Origin of the sequence: Pseudomonas sp. 02C 26 (genome assembly GCF_002843585.1) — a bacterium.
Lineage (GTDB): Bacteria > Pseudomonadota > Gammaproteobacteria > Pseudomonadales > Pseudomonadaceae > Aquipseudomonas > Aquipseudomonas shirazensis.
Map to the genome: position 1 here is coordinate 1,113,184 of NZ_CP025262.1, position 26,804 is coordinate 1,139,987.

Genomic DNA, 26,804 nt, shown 5'->3' on the forward strand with positions numbered 1-26,804 from the left:
TGATGGGTAACCTTCGCGTAGAAGTCATCACGTTGTTCCCCGAGATGTTCTCGGCCATTACTGAGTACGGCATTACCAGCCGCGCGGTGAAGCAGGGCTTGTTGCAAGTCACTTGCTGGAATCCGCGGGACTACACCACAGATCGTCACCATACGGTGGATGATCGGCCGTTTGGCGGTGGTCCGGGGATGGTGATGAAGATCAAGCCTCTGGAAGATGCACTGGCTAGCGCCAGGCAAGCGACCGGAGCAACGGCGAAGGTGATCTACCTCTCGCCACAGGGCCGCAAGCTGGATCAGCAGGCGGTTCAAGGCTTGGCCGAACAGGAATCTTTGATCCTGATCGCCGGCCGATACGAAGGCATTGACGAGCGCTTTATTGAGGCTCATGTCGATGAAGAGTGGTCGATTGGTGACTATGTACTTTCCGGTGGCGAGCTGCCGGCCATGGTACTGATCGATGCGGTTACGCGGCTGCTGCCCGGAGCTTTAGGGCATATAGGCTCGGCGGAGGAAGATTCCTTCACCGATGGCTTGCTGGATTGCCCGCACTACACCCGACCTGAGGTGTATGCGGATCAGCGTGTACCCGACGTGTTGCTAAGTGGCAACCATGCACATATCCGGCGATGGCGGATGAAGCAGTCCCTTGGTAGGACCTTCGAACGTCGCGCCGATCTTCTGGAAAGTCGCTCACTTTCTGGAGAAGAGAAAAAGCTGCTCGAGGAATACCTCCGCGAGCGGAACGATAGTTAACGTATCGATGGTGGATCACGTTTTCCACCTTAGGAGCACAGCATGACTAACAAAATCATCCAGCAGCTCGAAGCAGAGCAGATGAGCAAGGAAATCCCTACCTTCGCACCAGGCGACACCATTGTCGTCCAGGTTAAAGTGAAGGAAGGTGATCGTTCCCGTCTGCAGGCATTCGAAGGCGTTGTTATCGCCAAGCGTAACCGCGGTCTGAACAGCGCCTTCACCGTGCGCAAGATCTCCAGCGGCGTTGGCGTTGAGCGTACCTTCCAGACCTACAGCCCGCAGATCGACAGCCTGGCCGTGAAACGTCGTGGTGACGTGCGTAAAGCCAAGCTGTACTACCTGCGTGACCTGTCCGGCAAAGCCGCTCGCATCAAAGAAAAACTGTCCTGAGTACAGTTTGACTGGCGGCTGCGGCCGCCATGCGAGAAAAAAAGCAGCCTTCGGGCTGCTTTTTTGCTTTCTGCAACCTTGCCTTAGTGATGTGACATAACCATGACCAATACCCGCGAGCAGGAAATCCAGCGCCGCACCGAACTGTCGGTAACCCGCGTGACCAAGGCGGTGTTCCCCAACACCACCAACCACCACAACACCTTGTTTGGCGGCACCGCGCTGGCCTGGATGGATGAAGTGTCGTTCATCGCGGCAACGCGCTTTTGCCGCTTGCCGTTGGTGACCGTGTCGACCGATCGCATCGACTTCAAACACCCGATCCCGGCCGGAACCATCGTCGAGCTGGTCGGCACTGTGATCAAGGTGGGCAATACCAGCTTGCAGGTGCAGGTCGATGTGTTCGTCGAGAACATGTATCTGGATGGCCGCGAGCGCGCCATTCATGGGGTCTTCAGCTTTGTCGCCATCGACGAGGACAAACGCCCGGTGCCGGTGCTGGCAGGGTTCTGACGGCTGCAGCGCCGAGCGCCGATGACAGCGTGTCGGTGGCTGTGAAACACTCAGCCCATCTTCCCTGGATAGCGACTGTGCATGCCCGCCCTTGACCACCCTTTGATTGACCAGTTTCTCGATGCGCTATGGCTTGAGAAAGGCCTGTCCGACAACACCCGCGTGTCCTACCGCAGTGACCTTGCGCTGTTCAACGGCTGGCTGCAGGAGCATGGCGTTGCCCTGCCAGATGCTGGTCGCACGTTGATTCTCGATCACCTGGCCTGGCGCCTGGATCAGGGTTACAAGCCGCGCTCGACGGCGCGTTTCATCTCCGGCCTGCGTGGCTTCTTTCGCTACCTGCTGCGGGAGAAGCTGATCGCCGTCGATCCCACCCTGCAGATCGACATGCCGCAACTGGGCAAGCCACTGCCCAAGTCGCTGTCGGAGGCTGACGTCGAGGCGTTGCTGCAGGCGCCGGATCTCAGCGAGGCTATTGGTCAGCGTGATCGGGCCATGCTCGAGGTGTTGTATGCCTGTGGTTTGCGCGTTACCGAACTGATCAGTCTGACCCTTGATCAGGTCAATCTGCGCCAGGGCGTGGTGCGGGTAATGGGCAAGGGTAGCAAGGAGCGGCTGGTGCCAATGGGTGAGGAAGCTGTGCTGTGGCTGGAGCGCTATGTGCGTCATGGCCGCCCTGAGCTGCTCAACGAGCGCCCCAGCGACGTGCTGTTCCCCAGCCTGCGCGGCGAGCAGATGACCCGGCAGACCTTCTGGCACCGGATCAAGCACCAGGCCAAGGTTGCCGGAATCGACAAGGCCCTGTCGCCGCACACCCTGCGTCATGCCTTTGCCACACACCTGCTCAATCACGGTGCAGACCTGCGCGTGGTGCAGATGCTGCTGGGCCACAGTGACCTGTCGACCACGCAGATCTACACCCATGTAGCCAAGGCTCGGCTGCAGCAGCTGCACGCACAGCACCATCCGCGTGGATGAAGCAAATTCATGTTGCGCCGAGCGGTCGCTGAGGGCTCATTCAGCACAGCCTGATGTGGTAGGCTTGGGCGGTTTGCACCAAGGGCCGCACGGTCGCCGCGGTTTTTTACCCGCAGGTGACGTCTTCGGCCCGGTCCGTCTTCAGGAGTACCCCATGCGCGTGACCCGTATCATTGCCGCCGCCGCCTTGGCGCTGGCCAGTACCTTTGCTGTGGCTGCAACCAGCGAAACCAACAATGGCGCCGCCGAGCAGGCAATCCGCAAGAGCCTGCAGACCCTCGAACTGGAAGTGCCGATCGAGAGCGTCGCCAGCAGCCCGCTCAATGGCCTCTATGAAGTCAAGCTGCAGGGCGGCCGCGTGCTCTACGCCAGCGCCGACGGCCAGTTCGTCATGCAGGGTTATCTGTTCCAGATCGCCGACGGCAAGCCGGTCAACCTGACCGAGAAGACCGAGCGCCAGGGTATCGCCAAGCTCATCAACGGCATTCCAGCTGCCGAGATGGTGGTTTATCCTGCCAAGGGCGAGACCAAGTCGCATATCACCGTGTTCACCGACACCACCTGCCCGTACTGCCACAAGCTGCACGCCGAAGTACCCGAGCTCAACCGTCGCGGTATCGAAGTGCGCTATGTCGCCTTCCCGCGCCAGGGCCTGGGTTCGACCGGTGACGAGCAGTTGCAGGCCGTCTGGTGCTCCAGCGACCGCCGCGCGGCGATGGACAAGATGGCCGATGGCAAGGACGTCAAAGCGGCCAAGTGCGTCAACCCGGTGGGCAAACAGTTCCAGTTGGGCCAGTCGATCGGTGTCAACGGTACGCCAGCCATCGTGCTCGAAAGCGGGCAGGTGATTCCTGGTTACCAGCCAGCCCCGCAAGTGGCCAAGCTGGCCCTGGCTGCCGGCAGCAAGTAATCCAATTCAGTGCGCCGTCGCCATGCGGCGGCGGTAGTTTTCACGGTCGGCCGAGTGCCGGCCGTTCTATGGGGAGTTCACAGTGAAACCGGTCAAAGTAGGCATCTGTGGGTTGGGGACCGTCGGTGGCGGTACCTTCAATGTACTTCAACGCAACGCCGAGGAGATTGCCCGTCGTGCCGGGCGCGGTATTGAAGTTGCTCAGATTGCCATGCGCTCGCAGAACCCGAACTGTCAGATTACCGGTACCCCCATTACCGCTGACGTGTTCGAGGTTGCCAGCAACCCGGAAATCGACGTCGTCATCGAACTGATCGGCGGCTACACCATTGCCCGTGACCTGGTCCTCAAGGCCATCGAAAACGGCAAACATGTGGTTACCGCGAACAAGGCGCTGATCGCCGTACATGGCAACGAGATCTTTGCCAAGGCGCGCGAGAAGGGCGTTATCGTTGCTTTCGAAGCCGCCGTTGCCGGTGGTATTCCGGTGATCAAGGCGATCCGCGAAGGGCTTTCGGCCAACCGCATCAACTGGCTGGCCGGGATCATCAACGGCACCGGTAACTTCATCCTCACCGAAATGCGCGAAAAAGGCCGGGCGTTCCCCGATGTGCTGGCCGAAGCACAGGCGTTGGGTTACGCCGAAGCCGATCCGACCTTCGACGTCGAAGGCATCGATGCAGCGCACAAGCTGACCATCCTGGCCTCGATTGCCTTTGGTATCCCGCTGCAGTTCGACAAGGCCTACACCGAAGGCATCACTCAGCTGACCACTGCTGACGTCAACTATGCCGAAGCACTGGGCTATCGCATCAAGCACCTGGGCGTGGCTCGTAGCACCGAGGCCGGTATCGAGCTGCGCGTGCACCCGACGCTGATCCCGAGCGACCGCCTGATCGCCAACGTCAATGGCGTGATGAACGCGGTCATGGTCAATGGCGATGCCGCGGGTTCCACGCTGTACTACGGCGCTGGCGCCGGCATGGAGCCGACTGCTTCGTCGGTGATCGCCGACCTTGTCGACGTGGTACGGGCGATGACCTGCGACCCGGAAAACCGCGTGCCGCACCTGGCCTTCCAGCCGGATTCGCTGTCGGCCCACCCGATCCTGCCGATCGAAGCCTGCCAGAGCGCCTACTACCTGCGCATCCAGGCCAAGGATCACCCCGGTGTGCTGGCTCAGGTCGCGAGCATCCTCTCCGAGCGCGGAATCAACATCGAGTCGATCATGCAGAAGGAAGCCGAGGAGCAGGACGGCCTGGTGCCGATGATCCTGGTCACTCATCGCGTGGTCGAGGAGCACATCAACGACGCGATCCTGGCTCTGGAGAGCCTGCAGGATGTAGTCGGCAAGGTCGTGCGCATCCGCGTCGAGCAGCTCAACTAATTTCGCCGTCGGGCCGCGTCTGCGGCCCGGGCCCCAGCATTGAAGGTTTGCACCATGCGCTATATCAGCACTCGCGGCCAGGCACCGGCCCTGAACTTCGAAGACGTCCTGCTTGCCGGTCTCGCCAGTGATGGCGGCCTGTACGTGCCGGAGAACCTGCCGCGTTTTACCCAGGAAGAAATCGCCTCGTGGGCCGGCCTGCCGTACCACGAGCTGGCCTTCCGGGTGATGCGCCCGTTCGTGGCCGGCAGCATTGCCGACGCCGACTTCAAGAAGATCCTCGAAGAAACCTACGGCGCCTTCGCCCATGCGGCAGTGGCGCCGCTGCGTCAGCTTGGCTCCAATGAATGGGTACTGGAGCTGTTCCACGGCCCGACCCTGGCGTTCAAGGACTTTGCCCTGCAACTGCTCGGCCGCCTGCTCGATCACGTATTGGCCAAGCGCAACGAGCGCGTGGTGATCGTCGGTGCTACCAGCGGCGACACCGGCTCGGCAGCTATCGAAGGCTGCCGCCGTTGCGACAACGTCGACATCTTCATCCTGCACCCGCATCAGCGCGTATCGGAAGTGCAGCGCCGGCAGATGACCACCATCTTTGGCGAAAACATCCACAACATCGCCATCGAAGGCAACTTCGACGATTGCCAGGAGATGGTCAAGGCCAGCTTCGCCGACCAGTCGTTCCTCAAAGGCACGCGCCTGGTGGCAGTCAACTCGATCAACTGGGCGCGGATCATGGCCCAGATCGTCTACTACTTCCACGCCGCCCTGCAGTTGGGCGGGCCGGCGCGTTCGGTGGCGTTCTCGGTGCCGACCGGCAACTTCGGCGACATCTTCGCCGGTTACCTGGCGCGCAACATGGGCCTGCCGATCAGCCAGCTGATCGTCGCGACCAACCGTAACGACATCCTGCACCGCTTCATGAGCGGCAATCAGTACGTCAAGGAAACCCTGCACGCGACCCTGTCGCCGTCGATGGACATCATGGTTTCGTCCAACTTCGAGCGGCTGCTGTTCGACCTGCACGGGCGCAACGGTGCGGCGATTGCCGAGTTGATGGCCAACTTCAAGCAGGGTGGTGGTTTCAGCGTCGAGCAAGACCGCTGGACCGAGGCGCGCAAGCTGTTCGATTCGCTGGCGGTCAGTGACGAGCAGACCTGCACGACCATTGCCGAGGTGTTTGCCAGCACGGGTGAGGTGCTTGATCCGCATACGGCGATTGGCGTGCATGCGGCACGTGAGTGCCGGCGCAGTCTGGATACGCCGATGGTGGTGTTGGGGACGGCGCATCCGGTCAAGTTCCCCGAGGCGGTGGAGAAGGCTGGGGTGGGCAAGGCGTTGGAATTGCCGGCGCACCTGACTGACCTGTTTGAGCGGGAAGAGCGGTGTACGGTGTTGGCCAATGACCTGAAAGTGGTGCAGGGGTTTGTTAGCCAGCATGGCAATCGCGGTAAGCCATTGTGATGGGGTAGCTGGGGGACGGTCCCCTCGCTCCGGTCTTGCTCCCGGGGGACCGTGCTGTACGGGCCATCCTGGCCCGCAGCGCTTGTCGGCCATCCATGGCCGTCACCTCCCTTGGCAAGACCTGCGCTCGGCCTCCTGAGTCGCCGGTGGGTCAAGATCAAAAGCAGATCAAGAGCACGCCTCGCTGCGCTGGCGCAGATTAACAGCGGGGCCGCTTCGCGGGTGAGCCTGCTCCCACAGAGTTCGCGTTGCCAGGAGTGGTGTGCAGTATGGAAGCGAGGTTGCTGGAGCGTCGAACCAAAGGTCCGCTGAGAGCACCGCATCCTGTGGGAGCGGGTTCACCCGCGAAGGTCTGCGAAGCAGACCCCATTCACGGATTGTCCTGTTCGCACTTTCAGCCTTTTCCTATATCCCTCGCACTTGACCCTTTCTACAGTTGGCGCTACTTCAACCCGGGCGCGCGGCGCTCAGGAGCGCCCTATGTACCGGCTCAACGTCGTCATCTATCACACTCGTCCCGCCCAGCAGATCAGCCTGCATCAGGCTTGCAATGCTCAGGGCATATTCAATGTGCGCATCGCCGACAACCTGATCACCGCCACAACCTTGCTGGCTCGCCGGCGTGCACCTGATCTGCTGATCATCGACCACGCCATGCCCAGTGCCGACGGCAAGGCGTTGCTGCAGCACCTGAGCTTGACCTGCCCATCCACGGCGTTGCTGTTGATCGGTCAGCCCCGTCCCGCGCATCTTGATATCGCCCAGCAGGCCCGGCAAAAAGGCTTGTGGGTGGTCAACGAACTGGCCTGGCCTTTGTCGATGCCAGCATTGCAACGAACGCTGCAGCGAGTAGGTGGCAGCCGCCATAAGCCTGCTGTGAGCGATTTTCAAACTGTCATGATGCGCGCGCATGCTCACTGAACCCCGCAGCAACGAACTTTCTGCGGCCGCCAAGGGTCAGTACCCATATAGCCAAAAAACAAGTGAGTGCGCCGGATGGAAAGAATTTGCAGACTGCTCAATGATGCTCTGACCCCTTACCAAGCTCACCTTGCCGCCGCCGATGCCAATGGCAATCGGCAACTGGTTCTGCGTGACCCTCAAGGCAATGTCACCCTGCAACGGGCTGTCACCTCGCGACAATTGCAGGAACAGAGCCTGCTGATAGATCTGGTCGATGGCCTGCATCGGGATGTGCAGATTGCCGAAGGACGCCTGCAGCCTTGTGTGATCGCTGCCCTGCAGCAGCGCCAACCGATTCACGGAACCTTTGCCAGCTGATTGCGTCTTATTTGCTAATGGCAGCCCAGCGGCGCTTTGCTCCGGTGACGTTGAGCTGCCACGGAAAGTCCAGATGACTTTCGCTTGACCCCGGTCGTCTTCCCCAGCGACCGGGGTTTCTTTTTTCTGGCTCAGGGCGTGGCGTAGGCCTGATCGTCGGCCAGCTCTGCGGCCCGCTGCATATACGCTTCGCGCTGCTCTGGATCTAGCCAGCGGGCATACAGATCCGGCAATGTGTCACGGCGCAGCGCCGGCAACAGTTTGTCGATATGGCCGATCGCCTCACGCCCGAGCGGTGTGTCGGAGCAGGCGACATGCATTAGCTGGTAGGGCTGCACGCTCTGGATCGGATAAAAACGGTAGCTGTGCGTATCCGCGCCTTGCTGATTGAGCAGGTAGCGCAACTCTGGCCAGTAACCCAGCACCAGCTGCAAACGGCCCAACTGCTGCATCTGCAGCAAGCTGGCGGTCGCTTCGGTGCCGTAGTGACGGTTGAAAGCGCTGTCGGGCAGTTGCCTGAGCAACTTATCGACCGAGGCGCTGTAACTGCGCTCGGCAACAATCCCGAGCTTCAACGTGCTCTGGGTCAGTAGGCGTTTGAGGTCGACGCTGCCGCCTTGCAGGTAAGGTTCGATCAGCGTCTGGTCCTCGTTGCGCACCAACAGGCCGCTGCTCAACGTGGCCATGGTCGGGCTGGAGAAATAAGCGTACTTGGCCCGCTCCGGGGTCCACAGCAGGGTAGGGTCGCAGGTGAAGGAGGGCTCTTGCAGCATCTGGATGCCGCGGGCGCGGTTGACCCGGACGATGCTGTGCTCGTACTCGGGCATCTGCGCGATCAGCAGCGGCAGCATGCGGTCGAGCACGCCCTGGCCTTGTTCAGGCCCTTCAAAGATCGTGAAGGGCGGCAGATCGCGGATCAGCCACAGCAGCTTTTCCTTGGCCGTGGCTACGCCGGGCAGCAGCGCGCAGCTAACTGCAAGCGTCAGCAGCCAGCGTAACTTGAGCCTGAACACCACGGCGGCGCGGTTCAGACCGCGCCGTCCTTGCGCAGCCGGGCAATGGCTGCAGCATCGTAGCCAAGCCCGCTGAGCAGCGCCGTGGTGTGTTCGCCCAGCGCCGGGCCAACCCATTCAGTCGAGCCTGGCGTGTCGGACAGCTTCGGCACGATGCCGGGCATCTTGAACGCTTTGCCATCGGGCAAGCGGCCCTGCAGGAACATTTCGCGGGCCAGAAACTGCGGGTCGCTGAACATGTCCTCTGCCGAGTAGATCCGGCTGGCCGGCACCTGCGCGGTGTTCAAAACCTCCAGTACCTGTTCCAGCGGCAAGCCATTGACCCAGCGATCGATCACGCCGTAAAGCTCGTCACGGCGCAGGTCGCGGCCGTCGTTGCTGGCCAGGGTTGGGTCATCGGCCAGGTCGTCGCGGCCGATTGCCTGCATGAAGCGCTTGAAGATCGCATCGCCGTTGGCGCCGATCTGCACATGCTTGCCGTCGGCGCTGGTGTGGATGCATGAGGGAGTGATGCCGGGCATGATGTTGCCGGTGCGCTCGCGGATAAAACCGAACACGTCGAATTCCGGCACCATGCTTTCCATCATGGCGAAGATCGCTTCATACAGCGCCACATCGACCACTTGCCCGGCACCGCCATTGACCTCGCGGTGACGCAGCGCCATCAATGCACCGATCACGCCCCACAGGGCGGCAATCGAGTCGCCGATGGAGATACCGGTACGCACGGGCGGGCGATCATCGAAGCCAGTGATGTAACGCAAGCCACCCATCGATTCGCCGACCGCACCGAAGCCTGGCTGGTCTTTCATCGGCCCGGTCTGGCCGAAGCCCGACAGGCGCACCATGACCAGGCGCGGGTTCAGCGCATGCAGCACGTCCCAGCCCAGGCCGAGTTTTTCCAGCACGCCGGGGCGGAAGTTCTCGATCAGGATGTCGGCTTCGGCCAGTAGCCGCTTGAGGATCTCGCGACCTTCCTCGTGCTTGAGGTTCAGCGTCAGCGACTGTTTGTTGCGCGCCTGGACGAACCACCACAACGACGTGCCTTCATACAGCTTGCGCCATTTGCGCAACGGATCACCGCCGTCGGGCGATTCGACCTTGATCACCTCGGCACCGAATTCGGCGCAGATGCGCGACGCAAAGGGGCCGGCGATCAGGGTCCCGAGCTCGATGACTTTAAGGCCGGCGAGGGGTTTGCTGGGCGTGGGCATGGGGGCATCCGTGGCGGCAGAAACAAAGCGCTGGTTTTATCACAGCTCGCCTGCGGCAGATACTGCCGCGACGCAAGCAGGGCAGGATCAGTTAGACTAGCCGACTTTCTCCAGCTAGAAGCCCGTCACCCATGGCCCAGCCGTCCACCACCTACAAGTTCGAACTGAACCTGACCGACCTCGACCGCAACGTCTACGAAAGCGTCAAGCAGACCATCGCCCGCCACCCTTCGGAAACCGAAGAGCGCATGGCCGTGCGCCTGCTCGCCTACGCGCTCTGGTACAACGAGCAACTGTCGTTCGGCCGTGGTCTGTCGGACGTCGACGAGCCTGCGCTGTGGGAAAAGAGCCTGGATGATCGCGTCCTGCACTGGATCGAAGTCGGCCAGCCCGACGCTGATCGACTGACCTGGTGCTCGCGTCGCACCGAGCGCACCAGCCTGCTCGCCTATGGCAGCCTGCGCGTGTGGGAAACCAAAGTGCTCAGCGCGATCAAGAACCTGAAAAACGTCAACATCGCCGCCGTCCCGCAAGATGTGCTGGAAGTCATCGCCAAGGACATGCCGCGGGTGATCAAGTGGGATGTGATGATCAGCGAAGGCACGGTGTTCGTCACCGACGACCGCGGCCAGCACGAAGTGCAGCTGCAGTGGCTGCTCGGCGAGCGCGGCTGATTTCAACCTTTATAGACTGCTGAAGACCCCATGCGTATCGAACCCCGCCCGTTGCCGCCCACCCTGCCTTTTCTGGGAGCCTTGCCGCCGTTGCTGACCCGCCTGTACGCCGCTCGCGGCGTGCAATCGGAGGCTGAACTGGACAAGAGCCTGGCCCGTCTGCTGCCGTATCAGCAGCTCAAGGGCATCGATGCGGCGGTCGATCTGCTGGTCGAGGCGCTGGACCAGCGCCAGCGTATCCTCATCGTCGGCGACTTCGATGCCGATGGCGCCACCGCCAGCACCGTTGGCGTGCTGGGCCTGCGGCTGCTGGGCGCGGCGCATGTCGACTATCTGGTGCCAAACCGCTTCGAGTACGGCTATGGCCTGACCCCGGAAATCGTCGAAGTCGCGCTGCAGCGCCAGCCGCAGCTGCTGGTCACCGTCGACAACGGTATTTCCAGTGTCGAGGGCGTTGCCGCTGCCAAGGCGGCCGGGCTCAAGGTGCTGGTGACCGACCACCACTTGCCCGGCCAGCACTTGCCGGACGCCGACGCCATCGTCAACCCGAACCAGCCAGGCTGCGAGTTCCCCAGCAAGTCGCTGGCCGGGGTAGGGGTGATCTTCTATGTGTTGATGGCCCTGCGCGCGCGTTTGCGCAGCCTTGGCCGTTACCAGACGCAGGCACAACCGAACATCGGTGAACTGCTCGACCTGGTCGCGCTGGGCAGTGTTGCCGACGTGGTGCCGCTGGATGCCAATAACCGCATCCTGGTCCATCAGGGCCTCGAGCGAATTCGTGCTGGTCGCGCCCGCGCTGGCTTGAAGGCGATCCTCGAAGTCGCTCGCCGTGACTACCAGCGCATCACCTCGACCGATCTGGGCTTTATCCTCGGCCCGCGCCTGAACGCCGCAGGACGGCTGGACGACATGAGCCTGGGCATCGAATGCCTGCTCTGTGACGACCCGGCGCTGGCCCGTGACATGGCCGAGCAGTTGGACGGCCTCAACCAGGATCGCAAGTCGATCGAGCAGGGCATGCAGCGCGAGGCGCTGGCCCAGCTCAAGGACCTGCCGCTGGAGTCGATGCCGTATGGCCTGTGCCTGTTCGATGCCCAGTGGCATCAGGGCGTGATCGGTATCCTCGCCTCGCGCCTGAAAGAACGTTACCACCGCCCGACCATCGCCTTTGCCGATGCCGGTGAGGGTTTGCTCAAGGGCTCGGCGCGTTCGGTGCCAGGCTTTCATATCCGCGATGCGCTGGACGCGGTGGCTGCGCGTCACCCGCAACTGATCAGCAAGTTCGGTGGTCACGCCATGGCCGCCGGTTTGTCGCTGCCGGCAGAGAACTTCCCGGCGTTTGCCGCCGCGTTCGACGAAGAAACCCGGCGTCAGCTCAATGAAGACGACCTGACCGGGCGGTTGCTGACCGACGGCACCCTGGCGGTTGAAGAATTCCACTTGGACCTGGCCCGCGCCCTGCGCAACGCCGGCCCGTGGGGCCAGCATTTTCCCGAGCCGCTGTTCCATGGTGTGTTCCAGCTGGTTGAGCAGCGTGTGGTCGGCGAGCGGCATTTGAAGGTGGTGCTCAAGAGCGAGTGCGGTGCGGTCAAGCTCGACGGTATTGCCTTCGGTATCGACCGCGAAGTCTGGCCCAACCCCACCGTGCGTTGGGTCGAGCTGGCCTACAAGCTGGACGTCAACGAGTTTCGCGGCAACGAAAGCGTGCAACTGATGATCGCGCACATCGAACCACGCTAACCGGCTGCTGCAGGGATACTCCTGCGACCGGGCTGAACCCTGGTCGCAGCAAACTGGTCTAGGCTCAAGAGAACCGGTACCAGGCCACGGCTGCACATCAGTGCCCGGGCCGGTCACCCATTTGGAGTCCCAGGGAGATCCCCCATGAGCCTGCTGTTAGAGCCCTACACCCTCCGCCAGTTGACCCTGCCCAACCGCATCGCCGTGTCGCCGATGTGCCAGTATTCGGCCGCCGATGGCTTGGCCAATGACTGGCATCTCGTGCACTTGGGCAGCCGTGCCGTAGGCGGGGCCGGGCTGGTCTTCACCGAAGCCGTGGCGGTCACTGCCGATGGTCGGATTACCGCTGAAGACCTCGGTCTGTGGGATGACCAGCAGATCGCGCCGCTGCAGCGCATCACCCGCTTTATCACTGCCCAGGGTTCGGTACCCGCCATTCAGCTGGCCCATGCCGGGCGCAAGGCCAGCACTCATCGGCCCTGGCTGGGCAAGCACGGCAGCGTCAAACCGGAGGACGGCGGCTGGCAGCCGGTCGGCCCGTCGAAAATAGCCTTCGACCCGGAGCACACTGCACCGCGTGAGCTGAGCACCGGCGAGATCCAGGAGATCATCGACGCCTTCGTCAAAGCCGCCGAGCGCGCGCTCACTGCGGGTTTCAAGGTGGTCGAACTGCACGCTGCCCATGGCTACCTGCTGCATCAGTTTCTCTCGCCGCTGAGCAACCAGCGCCGCGATGAATACGGCAGCAGCTTCGAAAACCGCATTCGCTTTACCCTTCAGATTACCGAGGCTGTGCGTGCGGTATGGCCCAAAGAGCTGCCGCTGTTCGTCCGGGTGTCGGCCACCGATTGGGTCGAAGACGGCTGGAACCCTGACGAAACCGTCGAGCTGGCGCGCCGCCTGCGTGCGCTAGGGGTGGACTTGATCGACGTGTCGTCGGGCGGCACTTCGGTCAACGCCGAGATTCCCACCGGCCCGGGCTATCAAACGCGCTTTGCCGAGCGCGTGCGCAAAGAGGCGGAGATCGCCACCGGCACCGTCGGCATGATCACCGAACCCGCCCAGGCCGAGCACATTCTGCGCACGGGGCAGGCTGACCTGATCTTCCTCGCCCGTGAACTGCTGCGTGATCCGTACTGGCCGCTGCATGCCGACGAGGATCTGGGTGGCAACAAGGCCACGTGGCCAGCGCAATACCAACGGGCAACCCACCGCGCCAACCCGATTCACGAGTCCGACCTGCGCGACGCCTGACGTTGATGTGGCTGCCTTGTCGTCGACAGAAGACGGCGACAAGGCAGCCAACACGGCTAGTGCTTGAACATCACATGGCGGACACAGGTGTAGTCCTCCAGCCCATACATCGACATATCCTTGCCGTAGCCCGATTGCTTCTGCCCGCCGTGGGGCATCTCGCTGATCAGCATGAAGTGCGTGTTGACCCAGGTGCAGCCGTATTGCAGGCGTGCGGCAAGGCGGTGCGCGCGGCCCACGTCAGCGGTCCACACCGATGAGGCAAGGCCGTACTCGGAGTCGTTGGCCCACTCCAGCGCCTGGGCTTCGTCAGCAAAGCGAGTGACGCTGACCACCGGGCCGAACACCTCATGACGGGCGATTTCGTCGTCTTGAAGCACGTCGGCCAGCAGAGTCGGCGCGTAGAAGAAGCCTGCACCCTCCAACACCTTGCCGCCAGTGACCAGGCGGATATGCGGCTGGTCGAGGGCGCGTTGCACCATGCCTGCTACCTTGTCGCGGTGTTGCGCACTGATCAGTGGGCCGAGTTCGGTGTCGGCCGCATCCTGAGGTCCCGGCTTGATGCTGGCGACAGCCTGGCCCAGGCGCTCGATGAATTCATCGTAGATGGCGTCCTGCACATACAGCCGGCAGGCGGCGGTGCAGTCCTGGCCGGCATTGTAGAAACCAAAGCTGCGAATGCCAGCGACGGCCGCATCGAGATCGGCGTCATCGAAGATCAGCACTGGCGCCTTGCCGCCCAACTCCATGTGCATGCGCTTCACGCTGGCGGCAGTGGCGCCGATGATGTTCGCCCCGGTCGGGATCGAGCCGGTCAGCGATACCATGCGTACGCGCGGATGAGTGACCAGCGGCGTGCCCACAGTCGCGCCACGGCCAAACAGAATGTTCAGCACACCGGCCGGGAAGATCTCGCGGGCCAGCTCGGCCAGGCACAGCGCTGTCAGCGGGGTCAGCTCGGAGGGCTTGAGCACCACGGTGTTGCCTGCGGCCAGTGCCGGCGCGATCTTCCACGCGAGCATCATCAGCGGGTAGTTCCACGGCGCAATCGAGGCGACCACGCCCAATGGGTCACGCCGCACCATCGAGGTGTGCCCCGGCAGATACTCCCCTGCCGCCGAACCGCCCAGGCAGCGCGCCGCCCCGGCGAAATAGCGAAACACGTCGACAATGGCCGGGATCTCGTCATTGAGGGCGGCGGCGAGGGGCTTGCCGCAGTTCTGCGATTCGAGGCTGGCCAGTTCTTCGCCGTGTTGCTCAATGGCATCGGCCAGCGCCAGCAGGGCCAGCGAGCGGTCTTTCGGGCTGGTCTGCGACCAACTGGCAAAGGCGCTGTCGGCGGCGCGCACGGCGCTGTCGACCTGCGCCTCGCTGGCCTCGCTGATCTGCGCCAGGACAGTGCCTGCGGCTGGGTCGAGTACGGTCCAGGCTGGGCCTTCACCGGCCACCAGTTGGCCGTTGATCAGCATCTGGGTGTGCATGGGGCAATCCTCCGAGGCATTTGCGATGGTCGATAGCGTAGACCACTCACTGCAGCTCATTGGCTACCCGGCTGGTGACCTCGACGACCTGGCGTGCGCCGCGGCTGATTTCGTCCATCGCGTTGCCGGCCTGGCTGGCCAGGTCCTGCACAGCGCAGGCATGCTCGCGGCTGTTCTGAATGCCTTTGAAGGCGCCATCGGCCAGTTCTCGGTTCAGACGCACTACCTCGAAAATGTCCCGGGTGGCCTCGGTAGTGCGCGCGGCCAGGCGCCTGACTTCATCGGCAACCACAGCAAAGCCACGGCCCTGATCGCCGGCACGGGCGGCCTCGATGGCCGCATTGAGTGCCAGCAGGTTGGTCTGCGCCGCAATCCCGCCGATGGTCTCGACGATCGCACCAATGTTCAGCGACTGCGCCTGCAGCGCTTGCATGTCCTGGCCAACGCTGGCCATTTCCCCGGCGATGGATTGCATGGCCGACGCGGCCTGCATGACTACTGTCAGGCCTTGCTGCGCGCTGTGCTCGGTGGTCAGCGAAACATCATGGGCGAGGTCGGCAGCGCGGCGCACGAGGTCGGCCTTTTCCACCTGTTTGGTTACCACATTGGCGAACTTGGCCACCTTGTAGAGGCGACCGTGCTGGTCCTTGATCGGGTTGTAGGTCGCTTCAAGCCATACGGTATTGCCGCGGGCGTCGATACGACGAAAGCGCCCCGCCACGAACTGCCCGCGATTGAGCGCTTGCCAGAGCTGGGTGTAGTCGGCGCAGGCGGCGTCCTCGGCAGAGCAGAACATGCGGTGGTGCTTGCCGAGAATCTGCGTCAGGCCATAGCCCATGGCGTTGAGAAAGGCTTTGTTGGCATCGAGCACCATGCCTTTGAGGTTGAACTGGATGATGGCGGTGGAATGGTCAAGGGCGTTGTATAACTCCAGCCCGTCCCGGTCACGGCGGCTGGTGCCGGGGCTGGCGCAGCCGTAGCCATGATGTTGGCCCAGCGCGTCGCGCAGCCAGCATAGCTGAAGTAGCACCGGGCGGCCGTCGGCGCCCCGGCACCTGAGCGACGGCGAGCCTGTCAGTGTTGCCGGCACACTGCAGTCTGGTTCAAGCAGGGCTTCGAGCTTGACCCCGAGCAGTTGCGCGGCAGAAAAGCCCAGCGCGTTGGCGAACGGCGCATTGACCTCGGTGAAGCAGCCGTTGGCATCGAGGCGAGCGCTGAGCAGTTGCTGTTCCAGTTGGGCGAGCACAGCTTGCAGGTTGTCCAGTTGTTGTTGGCAAGCGAGTAGTGCCTGCGTGCAGCGGCGGTTGAACACGGCGAACTCCGGTAATTGTCAGGGTAAATGCTCGCCTACACCGAAATGCACCCGGTCCTTGCCGGCGCGTTTGGCCTTGTACAGGCAGCGATCGGCGTGGATAAGGATGTCGGCTAGGGCTTGATCGTGGCTGAAGGGCACCAGCCCAGCGCTGAAGGTGAAGCGGGCGGGAGCTTCGCGGCTGTTGCGTACCGCCTCCAGCAGGCGTTGGGCGATGGCCAGGGCGATGGCTGGGCTCAGGGTGTCGATGATGACGCCGAATTCCTCACCACCCAGCCGCCCGGCACAGTGGCTGCCGGCCATGTTGCGCAGGCGTGCGGCGAGCACGCGCAGCACCTGATCGCCGGCGGCGTGGCCAAGTTGGTCGTTGATCCGCTTGAAGTCGTCGATATCGATCATCATGAAGAAACCGCCACCGTGGCTTTCGATGACACGCTCGAAGCGGTCCATCAGTGCACGTCGGTTGTACAGCGAAGTCAGGTAGTCGGTTTCCGACAGGGTGCGATAGTGCTGCTCGATCTGCAGTGTGATGCTCAGTGCGCGCAGGTAGGTGCGGCTGTTGATCCAGCCCAGGCTGATCGAGAAGGCAAAAAAAATAGCCAGATACCAGCGGTAGTCGCTCACCTCATCGTGACCGATGTGGGGCATCACCAGCACCCAGCTCAACACGGCGACCAGCAGATAATCCATTGGCCCACGGATCAGCAGCGATGCGCCGACCACCGCCAGAACGGTCATGGCCAGAGAGAACTGGCGATGCAATGGCGGGTAGTCGAGAAAGATCAGCTTGAAGCCGATCACCACCGTCAGCATGAACAGCAAGCCTGAATACCGCCATACTTTGTCCGAGTTCGTCCGTGTCTGGATGATGAACAGAGCCATCATCATCAATAGCGGTCCCCAGGCGCCGAGGGTGGCGATGCGTTCGTCAAGCACCAGATGAACGGCAAGCCAGCTGGCGATGACCAACAGTTGCACGGCGATGATGCCCTCGCGCAGCAGCAGCCTGATGCGCGGGCGATGATCAGCCGAGACATCCAGCTCCAGGCTGGGGTATTTCCGATTCAAGGGCATAACTACCAAGCTCCATGCTGACCCGCGTGACGGCGAAGTAGATCGCCATGGTGTGCCTGACCAGCTCGGCGAACGCCGGGCGCATCTCAACCAGTGATCCCTGGGTGCGGAAGTAGCCTTTGCTTTCGCCTTCCTTGACCAGCCGTGCCACGTGCATGGTGGATACCCCGAGCCGGGAGGACAGCTCGGCATAGCTGGAGACCTTGTAGCCGCCGTCGTTTGAGCGAAGGCCCCGGGTATCAAGGTACAAGCTCAGCATCGGCAGATGACCACCGTCGCGGTTCATGATCCACTTGGCCCCCGGCAGCAGCCCGTCCAGCAGCACGTCGGCATCCAGCAGGTGAGCGAATCCGCTGAAGTATTGACGCAGGAACGCCGTTGGCTCGGTGCGCTGCCAAGGCTGGGCATCGGGTATCAGCTTCTGGGCCGGTATGAGGTATGCGCTGATCAGTTGTGTGGCCAGATCGATAGCGGTTTTGCTGGGTCTGTAGTTGCGTTGCCGAGCATCATCCGGGTGGGGCGATACGTGCATATAGCCCGATATCAGGAAGAACGAGAAATACGACTCCAGGGTGTTGCGCGTCAGGTAGCCACGCCGCTCGCAAAATGCCTTGACCCGCGATAACGGTGTCATAGGGTCGTGGAAATAAAAGGCGAACAGCGACAGCACGACCATCAGTCGGTCGTATTTGAGCAAGCTCTTGAAGAAGAACGGTTTGCGCCGGTATTGCTCAAGCATCAACTGCAGGTGGTGGTCCAGCGCGGCATCGGAATCAAGCCGGTAGAAGTTGCTGATCGTCAAATGCAGGTAGTCCAGCAGTTCGGCTCGTTTCATGGCTAGCAACATCACCTAATATCAATGGCTGCACATGGCCATCATCGTCTCAGCGCCGATTATGCGGTCTTGCAGAGCAAATTCAGGATGGCCCCAAAAATGTTGCAAGGTTGACCGCTGGGCGAGGTTTGTCCATGCATGGTCGATGGAGCTGGACCCATGGCGGCTATCGATGATCAGGCAGAGCGTGCCGCCTTGCCAGCGCACTTGGTCGGCTTGTGCAACATCCCGAAGCAAATACTTCCATGGCGAACGACAGGCCAAGCCTTACTCTGGGTTTTCCTTTCTGTAGCGTGGAGACGTGCGCATGAACACCCGAGGTTTGCTCGATCAACTGTTCAAGACCGGCCAGGAAATGCTCAGCAAACAAACCGGTAAAAGCGCTGGCGGCAAGCCATCGCTCGGTGCAGGCGGTCTCGGTGGGCTGCTCTCCGGGATGGGCGGCGGCGCCTTGGCAAGTGGCGCCATGGGCTTGTTGCTCGGTAACAAGAGCGCGCGCAAGTTCGGCGGCAAGGCGCTGACCTACGGCGGCCTGGCAGCGCTGGGGGTGATCGCCTACAAGGCCTTCAATAACTGGCAGGCGCAGCAGGCCACTGGCCAGGTGCGCGAGCCGCAGACGCTCGACCGGCTGCCACCGGCTGAAGCCGAGCTGCACAGCCAGGCCGTGCTGCGTGCGCTGGTCGCGGCAGCCAAGTCCGATGGCCATATCGATGAGCGTGAGCGTGAACTGATCGAAGGTGAATTCACCCGTCTGGACAGCGACCGCGAACTGCAGCAATGGCTGCACGCCGAGCTGAACAAACCGCTCGACCCGGCAGAAGTCGCCCGCGCCGCGCAAACCCCGGAAATGGCCGGCGAGATGTACCTGGCGAGCCTGATGATGGTCGATCAGGAAAACTTCATGGAGCGCGCCTACCTCGATGAGCTGTCGCGCCAGCTGCGCCTGGATCCGGCGCTGCGCCAGGAGCTTGAAGCCCAGGCCAGGCTTGCCGCCGGTCAGTAATCTGGCTATTTGCCACCTTTGCCGGCAGGGATGCCGCAAACGCCGCTCATTCAGCTGAGAAACCCGGCTCATGCCTGGGCTATACTCGAGCGATTTCCCCGCTCGTACTGAATTCTTGAGGGCTGATTTTGAAAAACTGGACCATGCGCCAACGGATCCTGGCAAGTTTTGCCGTGATCATCGCCATCATGTTGTTGATGATCGTTGCAGCCTACTCAAGGTTGGTCGCCATTTCCGCGAGCGAGGAAGCGGTCGGTTCCGATGCCATCCCCGGCGTCTACTACAGCTCGATGATCCGCAGCGCCTGGGTCGACAGCTACGTCACCAGCCAGCAGTTGGTCGGCCTGAGCAAGCATCGCGATATCGCCTCTGCGGATATCGAACTGTTCAAGAGCTTTGAAGAGCGCCTGCGCCAGCACATGGCCAGTTATCAGGGAACCATTCGTAATACGGAAGACCAGACCAGCTTCGACGCCTTCGTCGACATGGAAAAACGTTACATCGCCGACATCGAACTGGTACTCGAGGCCTACCGGCAGAAGAACTACGCCGAAGCCGAGCGCTTGATCACCGACGTGCTGACGCCCGCCTGGGTTGAAGGGCGCAAGCACCTCAACACCGTGATCGAACGCAATCGGGAAGCGGCCGACGTAGCCACCAAAGACATCGTCAGCGCCGTGGCCACCGCCAAGGGCAGCATGATCGTTTCGCTGATCCTGGCCATCATCGCTGCCGGCATTTGCGGGCTGCTGTTGATGCGTGCGATCACCACGCCCATGCAACGCATCGTACATGCCCTCGATAAGCTGCGCTCGGGTGACTTGAGCATGCGCCTGGACCTGGACCGTAAGGACGAGTTTGGCGCCATCGAAACCGGCTTCAACGAAATGGCCGAATCCCTCGCCAGCCTGGTCGCCCAGGCCCAGCGCTCGTCGGTGCAGGTGACCACCTCGGTTACCGAAATCGCCGCCACCTCCAAGCAGCAGCAAGCCACGGCCACCGAAACCGCAGCCACTACCACCGAAATCGGCGCCACCTCGCGTGAGATCGCCGCCACGTCGCGTGATCTGGTGCGGACCATGACCGAGGTCACCTCGGCTGCTGACCAGGCCTCGATCCTCGCCGGCTCCGGCCAGCAAGGCCTGGCACGCATGGAAGAAACCATGCACCAGGTGATGGGCGCGGCCGATCTGGTCAACGCCAAGCTGAGCATCCTCAACGAGAAGGCCAGCAACATCAATCAGGTGGTGGTGACCATCGTCAAGGTTGCCGACCAGACCAACCTGCTGTCGCTGAACGCTGCGATCGAGGCCGAGAAGGCCGGCGAATACGGCCGCGGCTTCGCCGTGGTGGCCACTGAAGTGCGCCGCCTGGCCGACCAGACCGCCGTGGCGACCTACGACATCGAGCAGATGGTGCGCGAGATCCAGTCGTCGGTTTCGGCCGGGGTAATGGGCATGGACAAGTTTTCCGAAGAAGTCCGCCGCGGCATGTTCGAAGTGCAGCAGGTTGGCGAGCAACTCAGCCAGATCATCCATCAGGTCCAGGCGCTGGCGCCGCGGGTATTGATGGTCAACGACGGCATGCAGGCCCAGGCCACCGGTGCCGAGCAGATCAACCAGGCGCTCTCTCAACTCAGCGACGCCAGCACCCAGACCGTCGAATCGCTGCGCCAGGCCAGTTTCGCCATCGATGAGCTGAGCCAGGTCGCGGCTGGCCTGCGTGGCGGTGTCTCGCGTTTCAAAGTCTGATGACAATCAAGGATCTGCCTCAGCGCGAACCCACAGCCGGCACCGGCAAAGGCGTGCTGTACCTGCAGTTTCGCCTCAACGACCAGCGCTTCGCCCTGGATGTGCGTGAGGTGGTGGAAGTGCTGGCGCTGCGTACGCTCAAGCCTATCGCTCAGGCCCCGGGGTGGGTGCGCGGGATTCTCAGCCATCGTGGTGCGCTGATCCCGGTGATCGACCTGGCCGCGCTGAGCTTTGCCAGGCCGGCCGCAGCACGCACCAGCACGCGGCTGGTGGTGGTGCGTTATCACCCGGCTGCCAGCGCTATCACGCTGCACCTGGGTTTGATCCTCGAGCAGGCCACCGAGACCCTGCGCTGCCAGCCTGACGAGTTCCAGCCGTATGGGCTGGACAACGGCGAGGCGCCCTATCTGGGCCCGGTGCGCCAGGATGCCCAGGGCATGTTGCAGCGCATCGAGATCGACCAGTTGCTCAGTGACGAGGTCCGTCGCTTGCTGTTCCCGGATGCGCCAGCGCAGGTGCCGGCATGATCGAACAGCAGTTTTTTCGATTCTTGCAAGAGCGCATCGGCCTGGATGTCGAGTCGGTCGGAGTGCCCATGGTCGAGCGTGCCCTGCGTCAGCGCAGTGCTGCGCTGGCAGCCCACGACTTGAACGATTACTGGCTGCTGCTGCAGCAATCGACGGCTGAACAGCAAGCGCTGATCGAGGCGGTGATCGTCCCGGAAACCTGGTTTTTCCGTTATCCCGAGTCGTTTGCCGCGTTGGCCAGCCTCGCGCACAAGCGCTTGGCCGAACTGGCCGGTGTGCGGCCGCTGCGCATCCTCAGCCTGCCGTGCTCGACCGGCGAAGAGCCGTATTCGATTGCCATGGCGTTGCTCGACAGCGGCATGAGCGCCGCCGCGTTCAGTGTCGATGGGCTGGACATCAGCCCCAACTCGGTCGCCCGTGGACGCCAGGCGCTGTACGGGCGCAATTCGTTTCGTGGCAGTGATGTGGCCTTTCGCGAGCGGCACTTCAGCGCTACCGGTGAGGGCCATCAGTTGCATGAGCGAGTCTGCCACCAGGTCGATCTGCAGGTCGGCAACGTGCTTGATCCAGCCCTGGCTAGTCGCAACGGGCATTATGACTTCGTGTTCTGTCGCAACCTGCTGATCTACTTCGACGTGCCCACCCAGCACCGGGTGTTTGCGGTGCTCAAGCAATTGCTGCATGCCCAGGGTGTGCTGTTCATTGGCCCCGCCGAAGGCAGCCTGTTGGCGCGCCTGGGCATGCGGCCATTGGGCATCCCGCAGTCGTTCGCCTATGTGCGCCAGCCGGAACAAGCCGTGCCCGTAGTTACCCCGACGCCTGCACGGCCGGCCCTGGCGTCTGCGCCATGGAGCCAGCCGCCTGTGCCGCGTAGCGTGCCGCCAGCGCCGCGGCACGTTCGCCCAGCGCCCGCCCCGTCGATAGTGGCCACTGCCGGGCAGGCCGGCGAGAGCGAGCTGCTGGCGCAAATCGCCCGCCAGGCCAACGCCGGCGACAGTCAGGCCGCGCTGGCCAGTTGCGAGCGCTACCTGCGCCAGTTCGAACCCAAGGCGCAGCTGTACTACTGGCTGGGCCTGCTCAGCGACACCGCAGGCGACAGCCACAACGCCATTATTCATTACCGCAAGGCCGTGTACCTTGAGCCGCAACACCCCGAGGCGCTGCTGCAACTGGCGACGCTGCTCGCCGCACAAGGCGATGAGGCCGGTGCGCGGCGTCTGCAGGAACGCGCCGCGCGTGCCGGTCGGGAGCCGCAACGATGAGCGAGATTCATGAGCTGCTGCTGGTCAGCGAAGACCACCCGCCGATCAACGACTGCTGGAATCGCATCGGCGTGCATGGCAACAAACAATGCCCTTTGCTTGAACAGCATATTCACTGCCGCAACTGCGAAGTGCATGCCGCAGCCGCCACGCGCCTGCTCGATCGCTACGCCCTGCAGCAGGATCAAGAGCCTGTCGCCGCCGCGCCGCTGACCGAATGCACCGGGCGTTCGATGCTGGTGTTCCGCCTGGGTGAAGAATGGCTGGCGCTGACGACTGCCAGCCTCGCCGAGATCGCTCCAGTGCAATCCGTGCATTCCCTGCCGCATCAGCGCTCGCGGGTACTGCAAGGTGTGGCCAATGTGCGCGGCGCCCTGGTGCCGTGCCTGTCACTGGCCGCGCTGCTGGGGGCCGACAGCCCGCCGTCCAGCCCCATCAATGGTCGGGTAATGCCACGCATGCTGATTCTGGCCGCTGAAGGCGGGCCGGTAGTTGCTCCAGTGGATGAAGTCGATGGCATCCATCGGCTTGATATCGATGCCTGTGAAGACGGCCAGGACACTGCGCGCTTCACTGCCGCCGTGCTGCAGTGGCGCGGGCGCAGCGTGCGCGTACTGGATTCGACCCACTTGCTGTCGGCTGTCAAGCGGAGCCTGTCATGACCCCTGAGCAAATGCGTGATGCGTCTTTGCTGGAGCTGTTCAGCCTGGAGGCCGAAGCCCAGACCCAGGTGCTCAACACTGGCCTGATCGCGCTCGAGCGCAACCCGACCCAGGCCGATCAGCTCGAAGCCTGCATGCGTGCCGCGCACTCGCTCAAAGGCGCGGCGCGGATCGTCGGCGTCGACGCCGGGGTGAGCGTCGCCCACGTCATGGAAGACTGCCTGGTCGCGGCCCAGGAAGGTCGGCTACGTTTGCGTGGCGAACACATCGATGCCTTGCTGCAAGGCACCGACCTGCTGATGCGCATCGCTACGCCGGGCGATGCCGCCGGTGAGCTGGCAGTGCCGGGCTTTGTCGCGCAGATGACGGCGTTGCTCGACCCCGCTGCTGCTTTCAGCGCGGCGCCGCAGGTGGTTACCCGCGCAGTGAGTGAACCGTTGCTGGCCGCGCCGTCGGTGGCCAGCGCCGAAGTACCCGCGCTGGCCGCCCAGGCGCAAGCCGATGTCGAGCCTGCACCGCGGTCGGGCAAACGCAGCAGCCAGACCGGCGAGCGAGTATTGCGGGTGACGGCGGATCGCTTGAACAGCCTGCTCGACCTGTCCAGCAAGTCGCTGGTGGAAACCCAGCGGCTCAAGCCCTACCTGGCCAGCCTGCAGCGGCTCAAGCGCATGCACGGGCAGGGCATGCGTGCCCTCGACGGGCTGAAGAGCCAGCTTGAGAGCAGCGGCCAGAGCCCTGAAGTACTCGATGCGCTGGCCCAGACCCAACGCCTGCTCGGCGAAACCCAGGCCATCCTGCAACAGCAAGCAGCCGAGCTCGACGAGTTCGGCTGGCAAGCCAGCCAGCGCGCGCAAAACTTGTATGACACGGCGCTGGCCTGCCGCATGCGGCCATTCGCCGACGTGCTTACCGGGCAGAGCCGGATGGTCCGCGATCTGGGCCGCTCGTTGGGCAAACAGGTGCAGTTGCAGATCGAGGGCGAGAAAACCCAGGTCGATCGCGATGTCCTGGAAAAACTCGAAGCCCCGCTGATTCACCTGCTGCGCAACGCCGTCGACCATGGCATCGAACTGCCCGAACGACGCCTGTTGGCGGGCAAGCCCAGCGATGGCGTGATCCGCCTGCGTGCATCCCACCAGGCTGGGATGCTGATTGTCGAGCTGAGTGACGATGGCGCCGGCATCGACCTTGAGCAGCTGCGCTGCAGCATTGCCGAACGGGCCTTGTCACCGGCCGAGACCGTGGCGCAGATGAGCGAAGCCGAGCTGCTGACGTTCCTGTTCCTGCCCGGTTTCAGCATGCGCGATCGGGTCACCGAGGTATCCGGTCGCGGGGTGGGGTTGGACGCAGTGCAGCATATGGTGCGCGAGCTGCGCGGCTCGATCGAGCTGACCCAGGTTGCTGGCCAAGGCTGTTGCTTCCATCTGCAGGTGCCGCTGACCTTGTCGGTGGTGCGCAGCCTGGTGGTTGAGGTCGGCGGCGAGGCGTATGCCTTTCCGCTGGCGCATATCGAGCGCACCCTTGACGTGCCCGCCGAGGCCATCGTCCAGATCGAAGGGCGTCAACACTTCTGGCACGAGCAGCGCCATATCGGCCTGGTCTCGGCCAATCAGTTGCTCAATCGCCCGCAAGGGCAGGGCGATGAGCGCAGCCTGCGGGTTGTGGTCATTCGCGAGCGCGAGCAGCTCTACGGGATTGCCGTCGAGCGCCTGATCGGCGAGCGCGTGCTGGTGGTCATGCCGCTCGATGCGCGCCTGGGCAAGGTTCAGGATATTTCTGCCGGAGCGTTGCTCGACGATGGCTCGGTGGTACTGATCGTCGACGTCGAAGACCTGCTGCGCTCGGTGGAAAAGCTGCTGACTACCGGCCGCCTGGAGCGCATCGAACGCAACGGCGCCAGTGCCAAGGGCGTCAGCCGCAAGCGCGTGCTGGTGGTGGACGACTCGCTGACGGTGCGTGAGCTGCAACGCAAGCTGCTGAGCAATCGCGGCTACGACGTGGCCGTGGCGGTGGACGGTATGGACGGCTGGAACGCCCTGCGCGGCGATGACTTCGACCTGCTGATCACCGACATCGACATGCCGCGCATGGACGGCATCGAGCTGGTCACCCTGGTGCGCCGCGACCAGCGCCTGCAAGGCTTGCCGGTGATGGTGGTGTCGTACAAGGACCGTGAAGAAGACCGCCGGCGTGGCCTGGATGCCGGCGCCGACTACTATTTGGCAAAGGCCAGCTTCCACGATGACGCGTTGCTGGATGCAGTGGTCGAGTTGATCGGAGGTGCACAAGGATGAAAATTGCCATCGTCAACGACATGCCCCTGGCCGTCGAGGCGCTGCGCCGGGCGCTTGCGCTGGAGCCGGCGCATGAGCTGATCTGGGTCGCCGGCAATGGCCAGGAGGCGGTCGAGCGCTGCGCCGCACAGATCCCGGACCTGATCCTCATGGACCTGATCATGCCGGTGATGGACGGCGTCGAGGCAACCCGGCGAATCATGGCGGTAACGCCCTGCGCTATCGTCATCGTCACGGTCGACCGCAAGCAGAACGTGCACCGCGTGTTCGAGGCCATGGGCCACGGCGCGCTGGACGTGGTCGATACGCCGGCGCTGGGCGCGGGTGATCCGCGCGAAGCGGCCGCGCCATTGTTGCGCAAGATCCTCAATATCGGCTGGCTGATCGGTCAGCAGCGCACTTCGGCGCCAAGCAGCGTGCCCACCGCTGTGCGCGAAGTCTCGCAGCGTACCGGCCTGGTGGCGATCGGTTCGTCTGCTGGCGGCCCGGCCGCGCTTGAAGTTTTGCTCAAGGGCCTGCCCAAGCAGTTTCCGGCGGCCATCGTGCTGGTGCAGCATGTTGACCAAGTGTTTGCCGCAGGTATGGCCGACTGGCTCAGCAGTACCTGCGGCCAGGTCGTACGGCTTGCCCGCGAAGGCGAGCCGCCGCAGGCCGGGCAGGTATTGCTGGCAGGCACCAACCACCATATCCGCTTGCTGAAAAACGGCCAGCTCGCCTACACCGCCGAGCCGGTCAATGAAATCTACCGACCCTCGATCGATGTGTTTTTCGAGAGCGTGGCACGCCATTGGAATGCGCCCGGCGTGGGCGTTCTGCTCACCGGGATGGGCCGCGATGGCGCCCAGGGTTTGAAGATGATGCGCCAGCAGGGCTTTTTGACCCTTGCCCAGGACCAGCAGAGCAGTGCTGTATATGGCATGCCCAAGGCCGCTGCGGCGATTGATGCAGCGATGGAGATCCGCCCGCTCGAGCGCATTGCCGGGCGATTGACGGAGTTTTTTACCAAATGACATCAGCAATTGAGTCA

25 protein-coding genes and 1 pseudogene are annotated in these 26,804 nt (G+C 62.9%); 19 read left to right on the plus strand and 7 right to left on the minus strand.

Translation table 11 applies throughout. The annotated features are described in order from the left end of the window. Positions 1-2: 2 nt before the first annotated feature. The 9 genes from trmD to CXQ80_RS05090 all read left to right on the plus strand — a co-directional run bounded on the left by trmD (position 3) and on the right by CXQ80_RS05090 (position 7,681). Positions 3-755, plus strand: a complete 753-nt coding sequence (gene trmD / locus CXQ80_RS05050) for a tRNA (guanosine(37)-N1)-methyltransferase TrmD (RefSeq protein ID WP_101317101.1) — start codon at positions 3-5, stop codon at positions 753-755. A 42-nt stretch (positions 756-797) separates the two neighbouring features. Beyond that, positions 798-1,148, plus strand: a complete 351-nt coding sequence (gene rplS, locus CXQ80_RS05055) for a 50S ribosomal protein L19 (protein ID WP_023629812.1) — start codon at positions 798-800, stop codon at positions 1,146-1,148. Positions 1,149-1,250: 102 nt separating this feature from the next. After that, complete coding sequence (locus CXQ80_RS05060) at positions 1,251-1,661, plus strand: acyl-CoA thioesterase (RefSeq protein WP_101317103.1); 411 nt, start codon at positions 1,251-1,253, stop codon at positions 1,659-1,661. Positions 1,662-1,742: 81 nt separating this feature from the next. After that, positions 1,743-2,639 carry a site-specific tyrosine recombinase XerD gene (gene xerD, locus CXQ80_RS05065; RefSeq protein ID WP_101317105.1) on the plus strand — a complete coding sequence of 299 codons (897 nt, stop codon included), beginning with the start codon at positions 1,743-1,745 and terminating at the stop codon, positions 2,637-2,639. Between the two features lie 154 nt (positions 2,640-2,793). After that, positions 2,794-3,549, plus strand: a complete 756-nt coding sequence (locus CXQ80_RS05070; RefSeq protein ID WP_101317107.1) for a thioredoxin fold domain-containing protein — start codon at positions 2,794-2,796, stop codon at positions 3,547-3,549. A gap of 82 nt (positions 3,550-3,631) precedes the next feature. Next, positions 3,632-4,936, plus strand: a complete 1,305-nt coding sequence (locus CXQ80_RS05075; RefSeq protein ID WP_101317109.1) for a homoserine dehydrogenase — start codon at positions 3,632-3,634, stop codon at positions 4,934-4,936. Between the two features lie 54 nt (positions 4,937-4,990). Then, positions 4,991-6,400 carry a threonine synthase gene (gene thrC / locus CXQ80_RS05080; protein ID WP_101317111.1) on the plus strand — a complete coding sequence of 470 codons (1,410 nt, stop codon included), beginning with the start codon at positions 4,991-4,993 and terminating at the stop codon, positions 6,398-6,400. 480 nt (positions 6,401-6,880) lie between these two features. Further along, positions 6,881-7,321, plus strand: coding sequence for a response regulator (locus CXQ80_RS05085; RefSeq protein WP_101317113.1), 441 nt, complete (start codon positions 6,881-6,883; stop codon positions 7,319-7,321). Positions 7,322-7,396: 75 nt separating this feature from the next. Then, positions 7,397-7,681 (plus strand): DUF3509 domain-containing protein, encoded by a 285-nt coding sequence (locus tag CXQ80_RS05090; protein WP_101317115.1) that lies wholly within the window; start codon positions 7,397-7,399, stop codon positions 7,679-7,681. 131 nt (positions 7,682-7,812) lie between these two features. Here CXQ80_RS05090 and CXQ80_RS05095 read toward each other — a convergent pair whose 3' ends face one another. Both CXQ80_RS05095 and CXQ80_RS05100 read right to left on the minus strand, forming a co-directional pair. Beyond that, a complete protein-coding gene (locus CXQ80_RS05095) occupies positions 7,813-8,694 on the minus strand; it encodes a TIGR02285 family protein (RefSeq protein ID WP_371918896.1) in 882 nt (293 codons plus the stop codon). 14 nt (positions 8,695-8,708) lie between these two features. Further along, a complete protein-coding gene (locus tag CXQ80_RS05100) occupies positions 8,709-9,908 on the minus strand; it encodes a CaiB/BaiF CoA-transferase family protein (RefSeq protein ID WP_101317120.1) in 1,200 nt (399 codons plus the stop codon). Positions 9,909-10,039: 131 nt separating this feature from the next. On the opposite strand from CXQ80_RS05100, the gene CXQ80_RS05105 reads away from it, so the two are divergent. The 3 genes from CXQ80_RS05105 to CXQ80_RS05115 all read left to right on the plus strand — a co-directional run bounded on the left by CXQ80_RS05105 (position 10,040) and on the right by CXQ80_RS05115 (position 13,576). Beyond that, positions 10,040-10,582: a YaeQ family protein gene (locus CXQ80_RS05105; protein WP_101317122.1), complete on the plus strand. Its 543-nt coding sequence runs from the start codon at positions 10,040-10,042 to the stop codon at positions 10,580-10,582. Positions 10,583-10,612: 30 nt separating this feature from the next. After that, positions 10,613-12,322 carry a single-stranded-DNA-specific exonuclease RecJ gene (recJ, locus tag CXQ80_RS05110; protein ID WP_101317124.1) on the plus strand — a complete coding sequence of 570 codons (1,710 nt, stop codon included), beginning with the start codon at positions 10,613-10,615 and terminating at the stop codon, positions 12,320-12,322. 144 nt (positions 12,323-12,466) lie between these two features. Beyond that, on the plus strand, positions 12,467-13,576 hold the full coding sequence (locus CXQ80_RS05115; RefSeq protein ID WP_101317126.1) for an NADH:flavin oxidoreductase/NADH oxidase: 1,110 nt from the start codon (positions 12,467-12,469) through the stop codon (positions 13,574-13,576). 56 nt (positions 13,577-13,632) lie between these two features. Here the strand turns inward: CXQ80_RS05115 and CXQ80_RS05120 are convergent, their stop codons facing one another. The 5 genes and pseudogenes from CXQ80_RS05120 to CXQ80_RS05135 all read right to left on the minus strand — a co-directional run bounded on the left by CXQ80_RS05120 (position 13,633) and on the right by CXQ80_RS05135 (position 18,278). Beyond that, positions 13,633-15,057: a gamma-aminobutyraldehyde dehydrogenase gene (locus CXQ80_RS05120; protein ID WP_101317128.1), complete on the minus strand. Its 1,425-nt coding sequence runs from the start codon at positions 15,055-15,057 to the stop codon at positions 13,633-13,635. A 46-nt stretch (positions 15,058-15,103) separates the two neighbouring features. Further along, positions 15,104-15,550 (minus strand): methyl-accepting chemotaxis protein, encoded by a 447-nt coding sequence (locus CXQ80_RS25230; protein WP_371918916.1) that lies wholly within the window; start codon positions 15,548-15,550, stop codon positions 15,104-15,106. A gap of 108 nt (positions 15,551-15,658) precedes the next feature. Next, a pseudogene (locus CXQ80_RS25235) lies at positions 15,659-16,369 on the minus strand (PAS domain-containing protein); the annotation flags it as partial. Between the two features lie 18 nt (positions 16,370-16,387). After that, positions 16,388-17,443 carry a diguanylate cyclase gene (locus CXQ80_RS05130; protein ID WP_101317131.1) on the minus strand — a complete coding sequence of 352 codons (1,056 nt, stop codon included), beginning with the start codon at positions 17,441-17,443 and terminating at the stop codon, positions 16,388-16,390. Then, positions 17,394-18,278: a hypothetical protein gene (locus tag CXQ80_RS05135; protein ID WP_101322956.1), complete on the minus strand. Its 885-nt coding sequence runs from the start codon at positions 18,276-18,278 to the stop codon at positions 17,394-17,396. Before CXQ80_RS05135 ends, CXQ80_RS05130 begins: the two co-directional genes overlap by 50 nt. Before the next feature lie 307 nt (positions 18,279-18,585). Between CXQ80_RS05135 and CXQ80_RS05140 the strand changes: the two genes are divergently transcribed. The 7 genes from CXQ80_RS05140 (at position 18,586) to CXQ80_RS05170 (ending at position 26,787) form a co-directional block, all read left to right on the plus strand. Continuing rightward, on the plus strand, positions 18,586-19,281 hold the full coding sequence (locus CXQ80_RS05140) for a tellurite resistance TerB family protein (RefSeq protein ID WP_101317133.1): 696 nt from the start codon (positions 18,586-18,588) through the stop codon (positions 19,279-19,281). Positions 19,282-19,409: 128 nt separating this feature from the next. Then, positions 19,410-21,032, plus strand: a complete 1,623-nt coding sequence (locus CXQ80_RS05145) for a methyl-accepting chemotaxis protein (protein ID WP_101317135.1) — start codon at positions 19,410-19,412, stop codon at positions 21,030-21,032. A gap of 5 nt (positions 21,033-21,037) precedes the next feature. After that, positions 21,038-21,559 carry a chemotaxis protein CheW gene (locus tag CXQ80_RS05150; protein ID WP_371918918.1) on the plus strand — a complete coding sequence of 174 codons (522 nt, stop codon included), beginning with the start codon at positions 21,038-21,040 and terminating at the stop codon, positions 21,557-21,559. Further along, positions 21,556-22,821: a CheR family methyltransferase gene (locus CXQ80_RS05155; RefSeq protein ID WP_101317140.1), complete on the plus strand. Its 1,266-nt coding sequence runs from the start codon at positions 21,556-21,558 to the stop codon at positions 22,819-22,821. The genes CXQ80_RS05150 and CXQ80_RS05155 overlap by 4 nt, the downstream gene beginning before the upstream one ends. Next, positions 22,818-23,483 (plus strand): chemotaxis protein CheW, encoded by a 666-nt coding sequence (locus tag CXQ80_RS05160; RefSeq protein WP_101317142.1) that lies wholly within the window; start codon positions 22,818-22,820, stop codon positions 23,481-23,483. Before CXQ80_RS05155 ends, CXQ80_RS05160 begins: the two co-directional genes overlap by 4 nt. Beyond that, the gene (locus tag CXQ80_RS05165) at positions 23,480-25,777 is read left to right on the plus strand and encodes a hybrid sensor histidine kinase/response regulator (RefSeq protein ID WP_101317144.1); all 2,298 of its coding nucleotides are present in this window, start codon (positions 23,480-23,482) and stop codon (positions 25,775-25,777) included. The genes CXQ80_RS05160 and CXQ80_RS05165 overlap by 4 nt, the downstream gene beginning before the upstream one ends. Continuing rightward, positions 25,774-26,787, plus strand: a complete 1,014-nt coding sequence (locus CXQ80_RS05170; RefSeq protein ID WP_101317146.1) for a chemotaxis response regulator protein-glutamate methylesterase — start codon at positions 25,774-25,776, stop codon at positions 26,785-26,787. The genes CXQ80_RS05165 and CXQ80_RS05170 overlap by 4 nt, the downstream gene beginning before the upstream one ends. Positions 26,788-26,804: the final 17 nt, after the last annotated feature.

Bases quoted from the DNA above. Each gene is read 5' to 3' on its own strand.
- CXQ80_RS05060 (WP_101317103.1), top strand. From the start codon at position 1,251: ATGACCAATACCCGCGAGCAGGAAATCCAGCGCCGCACCGAACTGTCG.
- CXQ80_RS05155 (WP_101317140.1), top strand. From the start codon at position 21,556: ATGATCGAACAGCAGTTTTTTCGATTCTTGCAAGAGCGCATCGGCCTG.
- CXQ80_RS25230 (WP_371918916.1), bottom strand. From the start codon at position 15,550: ATGCAGGCCGCGTCGGCCATGCAATCCATCGCCGGGGAAATGGCCAGC.
- CXQ80_RS05135 (WP_101322956.1), bottom strand. From the start codon at position 18,278: ATGAAACGAGCCGAACTGCTGGACTACCTGCATTTGACGATCAGCAAC.
- CXQ80_RS05090 (WP_101317115.1), top strand. From the start codon at position 7,397: ATGGAAAGAATTTGCAGACTGCTCAATGATGCTCTGACCCCTTACCAA.
- CXQ80_RS05115 (WP_101317126.1), top strand. From the start codon at position 12,467: ATGAGCCTGCTGTTAGAGCCCTACACCCTCCGCCAGTTGACCCTGCCC.
- CXQ80_RS05170 (WP_101317146.1), top strand. From the start codon at position 25,774: ATGAAAATTGCCATCGTCAACGACATGCCCCTGGCCGTCGAGGCGCTG.
- CXQ80_RS05160 (WP_101317142.1), top strand. From the start codon at position 22,818: ATGAGCGAGATTCATGAGCTGCTGCTGGTCAGCGAAGACCACCCGCCG.
- CXQ80_RS05165 (WP_101317144.1), top strand. From the start codon at position 23,480: ATGACCCCTGAGCAAATGCGTGATGCGTCTTTGCTGGAGCTGTTCAGC.
- recJ (WP_101317124.1), top strand. From the start codon at position 10,613: ATGCGTATCGAACCCCGCCCGTTGCCGCCCACCCTGCCTTTTCTGGGA.
- CXQ80_RS05100 (WP_101317120.1), bottom strand. From the start codon at position 9,908: ATGCCCACGCCCAGCAAACCCCTCGCCGGCCTTAAAGTCATCGAGCTC.
- thrC (WP_101317111.1), top strand. From the start codon at position 4,991: ATGCGCTATATCAGCACTCGCGGCCAGGCACCGGCCCTGAACTTCGAA.
- CXQ80_RS05070 (WP_101317107.1), top strand. From the start codon at position 2,794: ATGCGCGTGACCCGTATCATTGCCGCCGCCGCCTTGGCGCTGGCCAGT.
- CXQ80_RS05140 (WP_101317133.1), top strand. From the start codon at position 18,586: ATGAACACCCGAGGTTTGCTCGATCAACTGTTCAAGACCGGCCAGGAA.
- CXQ80_RS05105 (WP_101317122.1), top strand. From the start codon at position 10,040: ATGGCCCAGCCGTCCACCACCTACAAGTTCGAACTGAACCTGACCGAC.
- CXQ80_RS05085 (WP_101317113.1), top strand. From the start codon at position 6,881: ATGTACCGGCTCAACGTCGTCATCTATCACACTCGTCCCGCCCAGCAG.
- trmD (WP_101317101.1), top strand. From the start codon at position 3: ATGGGTAACCTTCGCGTAGAAGTCATCACGTTGTTCCCCGAGATGTTC.
- CXQ80_RS05120 (WP_101317128.1), bottom strand. From the start codon at position 15,057: ATGCACACCCAGATGCTGATCAACGGCCAACTGGTGGCCGGTGAAGGC.
- CXQ80_RS05130 (WP_101317131.1), bottom strand. From the start codon at position 17,443: ATGCCCTTGAATCGGAAATACCCCAGCCTGGAGCTGGATGTCTCGGCT.
- rplS (WP_023629812.1), top strand. From the start codon at position 798: ATGACTAACAAAATCATCCAGCAGCTCGAAGCAGAGCAGATGAGCAAG.
- xerD (WP_101317105.1), top strand. From the start codon at position 1,743: ATGCCCGCCCTTGACCACCCTTTGATTGACCAGTTTCTCGATGCGCTA.